The organism is Paenibacillus nanensis, from assembly GCF_003583765.1.
GTDB lineage: Bacteria > Bacillota > Bacilli > Paenibacillales > Paenibacillaceae > Pristimantibacillus > Pristimantibacillus nanensis.
In genome coordinates this window covers 105,506-118,087 of the sequence record NZ_QXQA01000012.1, presented here as the reverse complement: position 1 = coordinate 118,087, position 12,582 = coordinate 105,506, and the positions used below count along the sequence as shown (strand labels likewise).

General features: G+C 52.7%; 15 protein-coding genes. 1 reads left to right on the top strand and 14 read right to left on the bottom strand.

The window, feature by feature from the left end:
• Positions 1-4: 4 nt before the first annotated feature.
• From D3P08_RS18220 to D3P08_RS18205, 4 genes are all read right to left on the bottom strand, one after another.
• On the bottom strand, positions 5-703 hold the full coding sequence (locus D3P08_RS18220) for an NADH-quinone oxidoreductase subunit C (protein WP_119601143.1): 699 nt from the start codon (positions 701-703) through the stop codon (positions 5-7).
• Positions 700-1,218: a NuoB/complex I 20 kDa subunit family protein gene (locus D3P08_RS18215; protein WP_119601141.1), complete on the bottom strand. Its 519-nt coding sequence runs from the start codon at positions 1,216-1,218 to the stop codon at positions 700-702. The genes D3P08_RS18220 and D3P08_RS18215 overlap by 4 nt, the downstream gene beginning before the upstream one ends.
• On the bottom strand, positions 1,209-1,574 hold the full coding sequence (locus D3P08_RS18210) for an NADH-quinone oxidoreductase subunit A (protein WP_119601139.1): 366 nt from the start codon (positions 1,572-1,574) through the stop codon (positions 1,209-1,211). Before D3P08_RS18210 ends, D3P08_RS18215 begins: the two co-directional genes overlap by 10 nt.
• A 289-nt stretch (positions 1,575-1,863) precedes the next feature.
• Entirely contained in the window at positions 1,864-4,089 is a 2,226-nt protein-coding gene (locus tag D3P08_RS18205) for a methyl-accepting chemotaxis protein (protein ID WP_119601138.1), read from the bottom strand.
• Between the two features lie 443 nt (positions 4,090-4,532).
• Here D3P08_RS18205 and D3P08_RS18200 point away from each other — a divergent pair, with 443 nt between their 5' ends.
• Complete coding sequence (locus tag D3P08_RS18200) at positions 4,533-4,979, top strand: SMI1/KNR4 family protein (RefSeq protein ID WP_119601137.1); 447 nt, start codon at positions 4,533-4,535, stop codon at positions 4,977-4,979.
• Between the two features lie 221 nt (positions 4,980-5,200).
• Here D3P08_RS18200 and D3P08_RS18195 read toward each other — a convergent pair whose 3' ends face one another.
• The 10 genes from D3P08_RS18195 to D3P08_RS18150 form a co-directional block, all read right to left on the bottom strand.
• Complete coding sequence (locus D3P08_RS18195) at positions 5,201-5,602, bottom strand: F0F1 ATP synthase subunit epsilon (protein ID WP_119601136.1); 402 nt, start codon at positions 5,600-5,602, stop codon at positions 5,201-5,203.
• Between the two features lie 24 nt (positions 5,603-5,626).
• The gene (gene atpD, locus D3P08_RS18190) at positions 5,627-7,030 is read right to left on the bottom strand and encodes a F0F1 ATP synthase subunit beta (protein ID WP_119601135.1); all 1,404 of its coding nucleotides are present in this window, start codon (positions 7,028-7,030) and stop codon (positions 5,627-5,629) included.
• A gap of 41 nt (positions 7,031-7,071) precedes the next feature.
• On the bottom strand, positions 7,072-7,932 hold the full coding sequence (atpG, locus tag D3P08_RS18185; protein ID WP_119601134.1) for an ATP synthase F1 subunit gamma: 861 nt from the start codon (positions 7,930-7,932) through the stop codon (positions 7,072-7,074).
• A 107-nt stretch (positions 7,933-8,039) separates the two neighbouring features.
• Positions 8,040-9,545, bottom strand: coding sequence for a F0F1 ATP synthase subunit alpha (gene atpA / locus D3P08_RS18180; protein WP_119601133.1), 1,506 nt, complete (start codon positions 9,543-9,545; stop codon positions 8,040-8,042).
• Positions 9,546-9,560: 15 nt separating this feature from the next.
• Complete coding sequence (locus D3P08_RS18175) at positions 9,561-10,109, bottom strand: F0F1 ATP synthase subunit delta (protein WP_119601132.1); 549 nt, start codon at positions 10,107-10,109, stop codon at positions 9,561-9,563.
• Complete coding sequence (gene atpF, locus D3P08_RS18170; RefSeq protein WP_119601131.1) at positions 10,106-10,588, bottom strand: F0F1 ATP synthase subunit B; 483 nt, start codon at positions 10,586-10,588, stop codon at positions 10,106-10,108. The genes D3P08_RS18175 and atpF overlap by 4 nt, the downstream gene beginning before the upstream one ends.
• Before the next feature lie 157 nt (positions 10,589-10,745).
• Positions 10,746-10,964, bottom strand: coding sequence for a F0F1 ATP synthase subunit C (gene atpE / locus D3P08_RS18165; protein ID WP_119601130.1), 219 nt, complete (start codon positions 10,962-10,964; stop codon positions 10,746-10,748).
• A gap of 109 nt (positions 10,965-11,073) precedes the next feature.
• A complete protein-coding gene (atpB, locus tag D3P08_RS18160; protein WP_119601129.1) occupies positions 11,074-11,841 on the bottom strand; it encodes a F0F1 ATP synthase subunit A in 768 nt (255 codons plus the stop codon).
• A 25-nt stretch (positions 11,842-11,866) separates the two neighbouring features.
• A complete protein-coding gene (locus D3P08_RS18155) occupies positions 11,867-12,232 on the bottom strand; it encodes an ATP synthase subunit I (protein ID WP_119601128.1) in 366 nt (121 codons plus the stop codon).
• On the bottom strand, positions 12,225-12,458 hold the full coding sequence (locus tag D3P08_RS18150) for an AtpZ/AtpI family protein (RefSeq protein ID WP_119601127.1): 234 nt from the start codon (positions 12,456-12,458) through the stop codon (positions 12,225-12,227). The genes D3P08_RS18155 and D3P08_RS18150 overlap by 8 nt, the downstream gene beginning before the upstream one ends.
• Positions 12,459-12,582 lie beyond the last annotated feature (124 nt).

Genomic DNA, 12,582 nt, shown 5'->3' with positions numbered 1-12,582 from the left:
CTGCTTACACCTCCGAGTCAAGCGGTTCGTAATCTTTGCGGAGCGGATGACCCACCCAGTCGTCAGGCATCATAATGCGTCTCAAATCGGGATGGCCCGGAAAGGTAATGCCGAGCAGGTCGTAAATTTCGCGTTCGTTCCAGTTTGCCGTCTGCCAAGTCGGCGTCGCCGACGGGATCGACGCTTCCTCGCGGTCCGTCCGAAGCTTAATGGCGACATCGGCTTTGCTCGCCATCGACAACAGGTGGTAGACCACCTCCAGATGCGTCTCGTAATCAACCCCGGACACATTGCGCAAGTAGGTAAAACCGAGCTCTTCGTGATCGCGAAGAATTGGAGCCGCCTTTGGCCAGCTCGCCTTATCGAGCACGATCACCGGCATATCGCCGTTCAGCTCGTTAAGCCCAGCCTCTTGAATCGCCTCAGCGCCTAGCGCTTCACTCAAAACCCGCACCACGCGGTCCAGATCCGGCTGCCGCTTCGACGGCTCCTTCGGCGCCTCCGGCTCAGCGGCTTCCGCAGCCTGCGCCGCTTCCGCCTCCGCCTTTGCTTTCGCCGCAGCTCTCGCCGCTCTAGCTTCTGCCGCCGCCTTCAGCTTCGCCTCGCGCTCCGGATCAACCGCAGGCTTAGGCGCTTCCGCTTCCCGCTCCGTTTCAGCCGCGGGCGGCTGTTCCTCGCTCCGCTTATTCTCCTCCTCGCTCATCGGCCGGTCACCCGCTTCCCGGTTTTCGCTTCGTAGCGAATTTTCTCCTGAAGCTTGTTGATGCCATAGATCAGCGCCGCCGGATTAGGCGGGCAGCCCGGGATATACACGTCAACCGGCACGATTTGGTCGACGCCTTTGATAACCGCATAGGACTTCACGTATGGGCCTCCCGCCGTTGCGCAGGATCCCATCGCGATAACCCATTTCGGCTCGGGCATTTGGTCGTACAGCCTGCGGAGCAAAGGGCCCATCTTCTTCGTCACGGTGCCCGATACGATCATCACGTCCGATTGTCTCGGCGACGTTCGGAACATGACGCCGAACCGGTCCAGATCATAATGAGACGCGCCCGTCCCCATCATCTCGATGGCGCAGCAGGCGAGACCGAAGGTGAGCGGCCACAGCGAGTTGCTCCTCGCCCATGCCTTCAGCTGCTCCAGCGTGCCCATAAATACATTGCGTTCCAGTTCTTTGCGCTCTTCAAGTGTGATAGACTCCAGACTCAGATCCATTTCAGCACCCTCTTCTTCCATGCGTATAGAAGTCCAATGAGCAGCATTCCCGCAAAAATGATCATTTCAACCAGAACAAAAAGGCCGAGCTTATTGTACGCAACGGCCCACGGGTATAAGAAAACGGTTTCCACATCAAAGATGACAAACATCAAGGCAAACAAATAGTACCGGATGTTGAATTTAACTTGACCTTCGCCTACAGGTTCGTTGCCGCTTTCATACGTGCTTTGTTTCGGATCGGTCGGCTTATGCGGCCTGAGCAGCCTTCCGACTGTCAATGCGACGACCGGAAGCAAGATCCCCAGCACAATGAAAATGGCGACGACCACGTAGTGGTTGACATAGTGATCCACACAATCGCCTCCGTTACAGGATGATATGCAGGATGTCTCTCATGGTCAATTTTTCCTCACAATTATAACAAAACCTGTCATAACCGTCTATGACGGACTTCCCCGCTTGCCCTCCTCTGCCTGACGCTTTGCCATTGATAATCCTGCCCCTATATGTAAGATATATATTCGTATTGCCCCTCTTTCATGCGGCAAAGCCCCATGCTGCCGGAACGGCGAGGCATGGGGCCTTGAGCTTGTCTTTTAATCCGCTTACCTCTTCGCTAACTTTTGCTGCCAACCTTGCTCCTTAACGGATCCGGGTTTCTGTCAGCTTGAACTGTCCCACCATCTGCTGCATAAGCGTTGTAATCCATTCCACATCGCGGGAGGTCTGCTGCACGTATGCCGTTTCCTCAAGCAGCTCCTTCATTCGGCCCTCTACCTCTCCGGAAACCTTGCGGTTCTCTTGGCTGACCATCGCAATATTTTCAAGCAGCCGCACGACTTCCTCCACGACCTCCGTTTTTCTTGCATCTTGGGTATACGCGTCGTTCAGGGTCGCCCTGGCCGCCGCCACGTACTGATTTCCTTCCTCTACGACGCGCGTACCTTCGTCCATGGAGGTGAATGCGCGTTCTGCTTCCCGGTAAATTTTTTGCGTGATGGCGTGCACTTCTTCCGTCGATTCCCTTGTGCTGTTCGCCAGCTTGCGGATCTCGCTCGCGACAACGGCGAAGCCTTTGCCCTGCTCGCCTACCCGGGCCGCTTCAATGGATGCGTTAAGCGCCAGCAGATTGGTTTGAGAGGAGATCTGCTCGATCACCTGCAAGACGTTTTGAATGTCCTGCACGGTCTCCATAAATGTCCGGATCGTCGCATTCGTTTCTCCGACCTTTGCCGAGATATGCTGCATTTTATCGCCGATCCGCTCCACTTCGCTCTGAGCCATCACAATTTGCTCCGCCGCCTTCTTCTCGAGACCTTGCAGCGTCTCCCGCATCGTGTCCGCCGCTTCTTTGGCCAGTTGAATGTCCCCCAGCTGCTGACGGATGCTCTCGATCATTTCAGACAGATGGCTGCTGACTTGGCCTGTGGATTGCGATGTAGCGGCTGCAGATTCATTCATAGCCTTTTGACTGGCCGTTACATCGGAGGCTGCCGTTTTCACCTGCAGCATGATCCCTTCCAAGGAATCCATCATATTGTTCAACCACTTCGCCATATCCTTCACTTCGTCGTTATCGAACTCGCCAAGCGAAAGACGTTTGGTCAAGTCCCCTTTCCCTTCCGCATTCAAGCGGATAAATCGCGTCACGTCCCGCATATGTTTGACGATCCGTTCATCCTCTTTCCTTTTGAAAAATCCGATGACCCCTAATCCGAACAAAAGATTAAAGCCGCCAGCCGCTACCGCAAGCACCCACATCGGGGCGTTCATGGATAGGGCTGCAACCAGCGCAGCCAACAGAATACTTGCAATGACAGTCGTTACCGCATGGAGCCTCCGCTGACGGTAACGCAGACTGCGTATTCGGTACACTTCCTCCAGATCGCCTTCGCACATCATCCCCCATTTGTCCGGGCAATGGGGGAGCTGAAAGGTAACGCCTTTCCCAATAACCGGTATGTGACGATAATCCGAATAGCCCGGGAACTCGACGAAGCAATTGCTTCCATTCCGTATCGTGCCCGCAACGCCGGGATGGAGCTCTCCCGTCGCCGGATCCGTGAAGAGCAGCTCCAGTTCCGTATGCTCCTTCACCGTTACAATACCGTAGTCCGTCCTAACGCCGTCCTTCAAATTGTCGCCATGCGTAAACGTCCGGTCTTCAAAACGGCTGCGGGAGAGTGCGGTGCCGGGCTTGATCTCCTTGCAAAGCAGCGGTTCCGCCATAAAAATATAGTTATCCCCCGAATCCGGATAGATATGGCCGGATTCTCGTTGAATCAAATCGCCGATGACATCGTTCGGCACACGGCCGCAGACATAACCCGCGATTGCGCCATTTCGCTTCACCGGAGCAACGAACAAAAGCGTAACGGCGTCATGAAACGAAGAGGTTCGCGCGCCAAGCCGAAGCGTAACAGGATCGCGGTATGGTCCAAACAAACAGTAACGCCCTTTTCCCCCGTTTTTTGCATATTGCAGCGCTGGATGAAGAATACTGTCCGTGCCGTATCGCGCTCCGTAATGGTCACTGCTCGTGGTTGCCGTTACGATTCCCGCTTCGTCTATTAGAAAAAGCTCGGTCATATCCTTTGCCCGCTGATACGCATTTTGCAATAGGACGCCGATTGCAGCCGTCTGCTCAAGCGGTTTCCCTTCCTCTGCTTCCTTATCCAGCACCTGCGTCACTTCGCCGCCCAAGCGCTTCATGAGCTCCCAATTATCCGCAGCCCACTCCATTAACAGCTCTTTTCGCGTTTCGGCAATCCCTTCGAATGTTAGCGCCACATCCTCTTTTAAGTCTTCATTCAGCCGCCAAGATATATATAGCGGAAAACCTCTTTTTAGACCTAACCAGTCAAACATCGCAGTTCCCCCTCCACGACTTTCCCCTTTATAATGTTAACTATTCTAACATAACTATCTAGATATTTGGATAATTTTATTTAATCAGGAGGGAAATATATTAAAAAAAAAATTGCGAAACGAGAAATATGAACTATTTATATATTAATTTTGAATTATTCCGTCAAAATTATGACGATAAAGATAATTTAAACCTGACATGAGCAATTCACTTCTGCTTCATGACGCCTTAGTCGCGATCACCCCATTTGGGGTTCAGCCGAGTGCAGTTCTAAGAGTAAATAGCCTGCCGTATCCTTCCTCTATACTCCGCCTTAAAAAAGCAGCTACTCTATTCGCCTGCGTGACGTCCTTATATAAAATCCATCATTGCTCCCCTAGCCTCCAACATCCTATTCATTCCAGGATCAACGATCTAGTCTGTAGAAATTGAGGTGTCAAACATGTTAAAAGTAGAGAAGACTATAGCGGCATTACGTGAGCTATATTCCCAAGGAACACGTAAAGTTCAATGTGAGGAAGGCTTTGTTTATGACAGCGAGCTTATATTTTATGAACCCGCTGCATCCAGTGACCTTTCTGAACTAGCGGAGTCTTACTCTCCGTTACCTGAAGACTATTTAACGTTTTTATCCATAACCAACGGATTTAGACCCTTCTCGAATGTTGGATGCTCCGGTGAAATTGAAATTTTTTCGATTAACGAGGTGTTTCGGACCAATAGGTCCTATCGTAATCCTTCCAAGCTTATCGTTGCCTATGTGTATGATGATTATATTTTGATGGACTTAGATGCAGTGGCGGCTGGGAAGAGGGAGTATATGTTCCTGACGGAGGGTCCTTGTTCGTTTGAATATGCCCGGTCTTTATATTGTGACTTCCAGACATGACTAGATCGATTTGCCATGTCTCAAGGAAACAAATACTGGACTTGGCGCGTGGAAGAATGCAAATTTTAAAAACCGACGGGCAACCCTACGGATACTAGGGGAAGCGGCGCTCTGCGTGATCAAACGGCGCCATTTTTCTTTTGCAATAAAAAAGAAGCTGCATTCCGTGGCCTCGTAGCTTTCGGAATGCAGCCTCTTATTCGATCGGTTATTCGAGCCGATTAACGATTCGTAATTTCCAGACGGTTCATTGCGCGTTGAAGCGCACGTTCCGCTCTGCGGAAATCAATCTCATCCTGACGAGCGGCAAGGCGCTGCTGCGCCCGCTGCTTGGCAGCTTCCGCGCGCGCAACGTCAATATCCTTCGCCATTTCGGCGCTTTCGGCAAGAATGACGACTTTGTCTTTACGAACCTCGATAAAGCCGCCGTTCACGGCTACGACATCGACTTTCCCGCCATCGCGTTTGATCGTGACTGGAGCGATGCGAAGCGGCGTTACGAGCGGGATGTGATTCGGCAGAATACCGAGCTCGCCTTCCACGCCTTTTACGCTAACCATATTCGCAGTCTCTTCGTACACTTTACGCTCAGGCGTTACGATTTCTACCAGAAAGGTACTCATATAGACTCCTCCCGCCTTTCGCTATTAAAGCGACTCGGCTTTCTTCACGGCGTCTTCAATGACACCTACATAACGGAATGCTTCTTCCGGAAGATGGTCGTATTTGCCCTCAAGAATTTCTTTGAAGCTGCGAACGGATTCTTTAACAGGAACATAGATGCCTTTGTTGCCTGTGAATGGCTCCGCAACGTGGAACGGCTGGGACAGGAACAGCTGAATGCGGCGAGCGCGGGCAACTGTAACCTTGTCTTCCTCGCTCAACTCGTCCATACCGAGGATCGCAATAATATCTTGAAGCTCTTTGTAGCGCTGAAGGATCTTCTTCACGCCTTGAGCGACATCGTAATGCTCTTGGCCCAGAATTTCAGGCGACAGGATCCGAGAGGACGAAGCCAGTGGGTCAACCGCTGGGAAAATACCCATCTCGGAAATTTTACGCTCCAGGTTCGTCGTTGCGTCAAGGTGAGCAAACGCCGTAGCAGGAGCCGGATCCGTATAGTCGTCCGCAGGAACGTAGATCGCTTGGATCGATGTAACGGAACCTTTCTTCGTGGATGTGATACGCTCTTGAAGCTGACCCATCTCCGTTGCCAGCGTTGGCTGGTAACCTACCGCCGATGGCATACGGCCGAGAAGGGCCGAAACCTCGGAGCCCGCTTGCGTGAAGCGGAAGATGTTGTCGACGAACAGAAGAACGTCGCGGCCTTCTTCGTCGCGGAAGAACTCGGCCATTGTCAGACCCGTCAAGGCAACGCGTGCGCGCGCTCCCGGCGGTTCGTTCATCTGTCCGAATACCATCGCTGTTTTGCTAAGAACGCCGGAGTCTTTCATCTCGTGGTACAAGTCGTTACCTTCGCGGGTACGCTCGCCTACGCCGGCGAATACGGAGATACCGCCATGCTCCTGCGCGATGTTGTTGATAAGCTCCTGGATCGTTACCGTCTTACCTACGCCGGCACCGCCGAACAAGCCGATTTTACCGCCCTTGGTATACGGAGCAAGCAAGTCGATAACTTTAATGCCCGTTTCCAAAATTTCCGCTTGCGTGGACAGCTCGTCGAACGCAGGAGCGGTACGGTGAATCGGAAGATTTACGTCAGATACCACTTCGCCTGCTTCGTCGATCGGCTCACCCAGTACGTTAAATACGCGGCCAAGAGTCGGCGCGCCGACTGGAATCGTGATTGGAGCTCCTGTGTCGAGAGCCTCCATACCGCGAACCAAGCCGTCCGTTGTGCTCATTGCGATGGCACGTACCATGTTGTCGCCAAGGTGAACGGCAACTTCAAGCGTAAGGTTAATGTCGACACCGCCGTTTGTTGCCTTATGCTCGATCTTGAGCGCGTTCAGAATCTCCGGCAAATTGCCGCGTTCGAACTCAAGGTCGACGACAGGACCCATGACGGATACAACGCGTCCTTTTTTCATTGCTTTCCCTCCTGCTTCCTTCTAATATGCTAAGAATCTAATTACGATTGTGCGCTAGCTCCCGCAACGATCTCGGTAATTTCTTGCGTAATCGCCGCTTGACGAGCGCGGTTGTATGTCAGCGTCAGCTGGTTGATCATCTTCGTCGCGTTCTTCGTCGCGCTGCCCATGGCTGTCATACGCGCGCCAAACTCGGATGCTTTGCCGTCAAGCACAGCGCTGTAGATCAGCGTCTCCGCATACTTCGGCAGAAGCACTTCCAGTACGCCTTCCGGCGACGGCTCGTATTCGTAAGCCGATACAGCCCCGTTATCGCTCATCTCCTCGAGAGGAAGCAACCGGGATTCCGTTGGAATCTGCGTAATCGCGTTTACGAATTTGTTGTAGAACAGATAGAGCTCGTCGTATGCTCCGTCGGCGAACATCTGAACAGCCGCTGAAGAGATCGACTTAATATCAGCGAACGTAGGAGAATCCGACAATCCGATCACTTCTTCAACGATTGGCATGTTGCGGCGGCGGAAGTAATCCCGACCCTTCCGGCCGATCACGAACAACGCGTATTCGTCCGTCGATTTATGCTTCTCTTGAATGGTTTGCGTCACTTTGCGCAAGACGTTCGCATTATAACCGCCAGCAAGACCACGGTCGGACGTAATGACGAGGTAACCCGTCTTCTTAATCGGACGGGATTCCAGCATCGGATGCTTCACGTCTTTCGTACCCGCAGCAATGTTCGCAACAACTTCCTTTAGCTTATCCGCGTACGGACGAGCTGCCGTCGCAGCCAGCTGAGCTCTTCTGAGCCGGGAAGCCGCTACCATCTCCATTGCCTTCGTGATCTGCCTCATGTTCTGTTTGCTCTTGATCTCGCGTTTAATTTCGCGCATGCCTTTTGCCATTTGGTTTCACCCGCCTTCGAGAGCCCCGAAACGAGTTCGGGGCGTGGTAAGGGCCTGCGCCCGGCTGTTCACAGCCGAACGTAGGAGGTTTCTATTTGAACTTTACCTTAGGCAAAGCTTTTCTTGAAGGATTCGATCGCTGCCACGAGCGCTTTCTCGTTGTCCGCGACAAGGTCTTTCGTCTCGCGGATGGAAGCGCCGATCTCCGGATGATTGGAATCCAGGAATGCCAGGAATTCTTGCTCAAAGCGGCCGATTTTGTCGAGCGCGATATCATCCAGATGGCCTTTAACAGCCGTATAGATGGAGATAACTTGCTTCTCAACAGGCATCGGCTGGTTAACGCCTTGCTTCAGAATTTCCATTGTGCGCGCGCCGCGGTTCAGACGAGCCAGCGTCGACTTATCAAGGTCGGAGCCGAACTGCGCGAACGCTTGGAGCTCGCGGTATGCCGCAAGGTCCAGACGGAGCGTGCCGGCAACCTTCTTCATCGCCTTGATCTGCGCGGAACCGCCTACGCGGGATACGGAGATACCAACGTTAACCGCTGGACGCTGTCCGGAGTAGAACAGGTCGGATTCCAGGAAGATCTGGCCGTCTGTGATGGAAATAACGTTTGTAGGGATATAGGCCGATACGTCGGACGCTTGCGTCTCGATGAATGGCAATGCCGTGATGGAACCGCCGCCGAGCTTGTCGCTCAGCTTCGCCGCGCGCTCCAGCAAGCGGGAATGCAGATAGAATACGTCGCCCGGATAAGCCTCGCGGCCCGGAGGACGACGGAGAAGCAGGGACAGCTCGCGGTATGCCGCGGCTTGCTTCGACAAGTCGTCATATACGATCAGGACATGCTCGCCTTTGTACATGAAGTACTCAGCCATGGATACGCCCGCATATGGCGCCAAGAACAGAAGCGGAGCAGGCTCGGAAGCACTTGCCGTTACAACGATTGTGTAGTCCATTGCGCCATGGCGGCGAAGCGTTTCCACAACGTTAGCAACCGTAGATTGCTTTTGGCCGATTGCGACGTAGATACATTTTACGCCGTTGCCTTTTTGGTTGATGATCGCGTCGATCGCGATCGCCGTTTTACCCGTTTGACGGTCGCCGATGATCAGCTCGCGTTGGCCGCGGCCGATTGGAACCATCGCGTCGATCGCTTTAATACCCGTCTGCATTGGCTCATGAACCGATTTACGGTCGATAACGCCTGGAGCCGGGGATTCAACCGGGCGAGTTTGAGTCGTGTTAACCGGACCTTTGCCGTCGACCGGCTGGCCCAGCGGGTTAACGACGCGGCCAAGAAGCTCGTCGCCAACCGGCACTTCCATGATGCGGCCGGTACGTTTTACTTGGTCGCCTTCACGAATCTCTGTGTAAGGACCGAGGATAACGACACCCACGTTGCTTTCCTCAAGGTTGAGCGCCATGCCGACAACACCGTTCGCGAATTCGAGCAGCTCGCCTTGCATCGCGTTTTCAAGGCCGTGTACGCGAGCGATACCGTCGCCGACGTTGATGACCGTACCGACGTCCACGACTTGAATCTCGGATTTATATTGTTCGATCTGTTGTTTAATCAGCGTGCTGATTTCATCAGGTCTGATACTCAATTCGTTCACCCCTATCTACAGTGCTTTAGAATTTAACGATTTTTGTAAACGTTCCAGCTTGCCGGACAAGCTTCCGTCGTAGAGACGGTCGCCGATGCGGACTTGAATGCCGCCTAGCAGCGCTGGCTCGACGATTTGCTCTGCAATGATCTTCTTGCCCGTGATGCTTCCGAACTGTGCGACAACGCCTGCAAGTTCATCGTCAGACAGCTTCTGCGCCGTATAAACCGTCGCATGCGCCTGCCCGAGCGCTTCGCCCGCGATTCTTGTAAACGACTCATACACGTCGCCGATAATCGCTTGACGTCCGCGCGAGATGATAACCTTGAGCGTGTCGATCACAAGCGCCGATACTTTGTCGCCGAATGCCGATTTCAGCACGTCGACTTTGGCTGCTGGAGCAACGCTTGGCAAGGAGAGGAATTTCTCAATCTCCGCATCCTGCTTCAAAGCTTCCGCGATCAGCTTCAGCTCCGCTTCAACCTCCGCTACGGTGCCCGCCGCGGAAGCCAGTTCGAATAACGCCTTTGCGTAGCGCTTCGCTACCACCGTGTCGCGGCTCATTTGCTTCCTACCTCTTTCAGGTATTGGTCAACAAGCTCTTCTTGGGCTTTTTCGTCCACTTGCTTCTCGATAATCTTGGATGCGATTTTCACGGAAATGCCGCCAACTTCGGAACGAAGAGCAGCAATCGCTTTGTTCTTTTCGCTTACGATATCCTTCAATGCGTCGTCCTTCAGGCGATTCGCCTCGTTCTTCGCGGATTGAACGATTTCGTCCGCTTGCTTCGTGCTGGTCGTTCTTGCTTGCTCGATAATGGCGTAAGCTTCTTTGCGCGCTTGCTCAAGCGCAGCTTTCTGCTCTTCCATCGATGTCTCGGCTGCTTTGCGGCTCGTTTCCGCTGTGCTCATTTGCTCTTGAATAAGCTTTCTGCGCTGCTCCATGATAGAGAACAACGGACCGAAAGCGTATTTGTTGAGCAGCCAGTACAAGATCAGAAACGCCACGATCGCGAAGACCGTCGATTCCCATACGAAATCCATTGTGCCACTCCTTCCTTACATCCTTATAGAGGTCGCTCAAACCCGATTTTCCGCGGAAAGCCAGGTCATTTGAACATTTATCGCAATCAATTCGCAATCATAACGAAGGCGAAGAGGGCTAGGCCTTCCCCGCCAATTGCATGTGTTCTGTAATTTCTTAAGCGAAGAACGCCAAGAAGCCGATAACGACGCCGATGATCGGCACAACTTCGACGATACCAACGCCGATAAACATTGTGGTTTGCAGTTTGCCTTGAAGCTCAGGCTGACGAGCGATACCTTCGATTGTTTTGCTCACGATCAGACCGTTACCGATACCAGCGCCAAGTGCGCCCAAACCAACTGCAAGTGCTGCTGCCAAAACTCCGTAATCCATTTAAAAATCCTCCTCAAAAATAAGTTTAATATTTGTGGTGGTGCTTGTTTATAACTAATCCTGCTCAAGCAATCGAGGTTGCGATCCTTTAGGCAGGTCTTAACCCGAATTAATGCACAGCGTCCTCGTCGTGGTGGATCGTCGATTGCGAGATGTACACCATTGTGAGGATTGTAAACAGGAACGCTTGAATCGCGCCGACGAAAATACTGAAGCCCTGCCATGCTGCCAGGAACGGAACCCCGTAAACGCCCAGCATCAGGATCGTGGAGATCAGAACCTCGCCCGCGAAGATGTTCGCGTAAAGACGAAGAGCCAGCGTAACCGGTTTCGAAATCTCCTTGATGATGTTCAGCGGCAAGAAAATCGGGAACGGCTCGATATAGTGCTTGATGTAATGCTTCGTGTTCTCTTTGAGGCCCAGGAAGTGGACCAGGAAGATCACCGTAATCGCAAGACCCGCTGTAACCGCAAGGTCAGCCGTCGGCGATTTCCAGAGCGCGACGTGCATATGACCGCCGTGTTCTGCAAGCTTTTCCGCCGTTACACCCAGCCAGCCTATCTCTTCGTGAACATCGAACACGATACCGAACGGCAAGCCAAGCAAGTTCGAAATAAAGATGAACATGATTAGCGTCATCCCGAGAGAAATATAGCGCTTAACTTTCTCCAGCGGCATTGTACTTGCGATCGTGTTGTGGACGAACTCGACCACCCACTCTAGAAAGTTCTGCATCCGCGACGGATTCTCAACGGATAGCTTGCGAACGGAGAGGACGGCGAGCAGAAAAGTGATGATCGCGGAGATAATAATAGCTCCCCATGTAGAAATATCAATGTTGAAGCCACCCAATTCGACTATGGGAAATTCATGCATGTAACCATTTCACCCCTTTCACAAGTTAATGTCGCTTATGGTGAAGAAAAGCTGATACCAATAGAATAAACGGCATCACCATACTTGCCGCCAGCGTTGCCGGCAGGTTGAACGTCTCGGGATACTTGTAGGCAACCATGGCCACGCACAGCACCATCGCGATGCGGCTTCCAAGTCCCAGCCCCATCTTGCGCATGCCGCGGTTCGCCATTGCTTGTCCTACTATCTCCACTCTACGTCTTAGCAAAAGCGCATTCATAAAACTTGCGAAGGCGCCAAGCAGAAGACCAGCGCATACGCTCTTCCACTCCGGCACAATCCCCCAGAGCAGCAGGCAGGCAGCCGCAAAAAAAAGCGCCCCGCGCATCGCCGATTTAAAAATGTTATCCATCGGTATCCTTCATCACCTTCCTGACAATCAGAATGGCTGAAAGAATGCCGACAGCCAGACCGACAAGCAGCCCGGAGGCCATCCAGACCTTCGGATCGCCGAAGCGTTCACCAGCCACTCGGCCGAGCCAATATCCTAAGAAAATACAAATCCCGACATCTATGCCAAGGGCGCCGACAAGCGCAGCGGCCTTCCACGGATTGTCATTGTTGCGTTTCCCGTTCATATCGCTCCAACCCCTGTCAATCCCCATTTATTTTATCGAAGCGGCGCAAGGTTTGTCAATTGAATATACGGTAATCCACTAGGGGAAAACCCTGATTTTACAAGGTTTCGCGAGCTCTCAAAAC

Coding starts and splice junctions, on each gene's coding strand:
- D3P08_RS18220 (WP_119601143.1), bottom strand. CDS start 703: ATGAGCGAGGAGGAGAATAAGCGGAGCGAGGAACAGCCGCCCGCGGCT.
- D3P08_RS18215 (WP_119601141.1), bottom strand. CDS start 1,218: ATGGATCTGAGTCTGGAGTCTATCACACTTGAAGAGCGCAAAGAACTG.
- D3P08_RS18205 (WP_119601138.1), bottom strand. CDS start 4,089: ATGTTTGACTGGTTAGGTCTAAAAAGAGGTTTTCCGCTATATATATCT.
- D3P08_RS18200 (WP_119601137.1), top strand. CDS start 4,533: ATGTTAAAAGTAGAGAAGACTATAGCGGCATTACGTGAGCTATATTCC.
- D3P08_RS18195 (WP_119601136.1), bottom strand. CDS start 5,602: ATGAGTACCTTTCTGGTAGAAATCGTAACGCCTGAGCGTAAAGTGTAC.
- atpD (WP_119601135.1), bottom strand. CDS start 7,030: ATGAAAAAAGGACGCGTTGTATCCGTCATGGGTCCTGTCGTCGACCTT.
- atpG (WP_119601134.1), bottom strand. CDS start 7,932: ATGGCAAAAGGCATGCGCGAAATTAAACGCGAGATCAAGAGCAAACAG.
- D3P08_RS18175 (WP_119601132.1), bottom strand. CDS start 10,109: ATGAGCCGCGACACGGTGGTAGCGAAGCGCTACGCAAAGGCGTTATTC.
- atpF (WP_119601131.1), bottom strand. CDS start 10,588: ATGGATTTCGTATGGGAATCGACGGTCTTCGCGATCGTGGCGTTTCTG.
- atpE (WP_119601130.1), bottom strand. CDS start 10,964: ATGGATTACGGAGTTTTGGCAGCAGCACTTGCAGTTGGTTTGGGCGCA.
- atpB (WP_119601129.1), bottom strand. CDS start 11,841: ATGCATGAATTTCCCATAGTCGAATTGGGTGGCTTCAACATTGATATT.
- D3P08_RS18155 (WP_119601128.1), bottom strand. CDS start 12,232: ATGGATAACATTTTTAAATCGGCGATGCGCGGGGCGCTTTTTTTTGCG.
- D3P08_RS18150 (WP_119601127.1), bottom strand. CDS start 12,458: ATGAACGGGAAACGCAACAATGACAATCCGTGGAAGGCCGCTGCGCTT.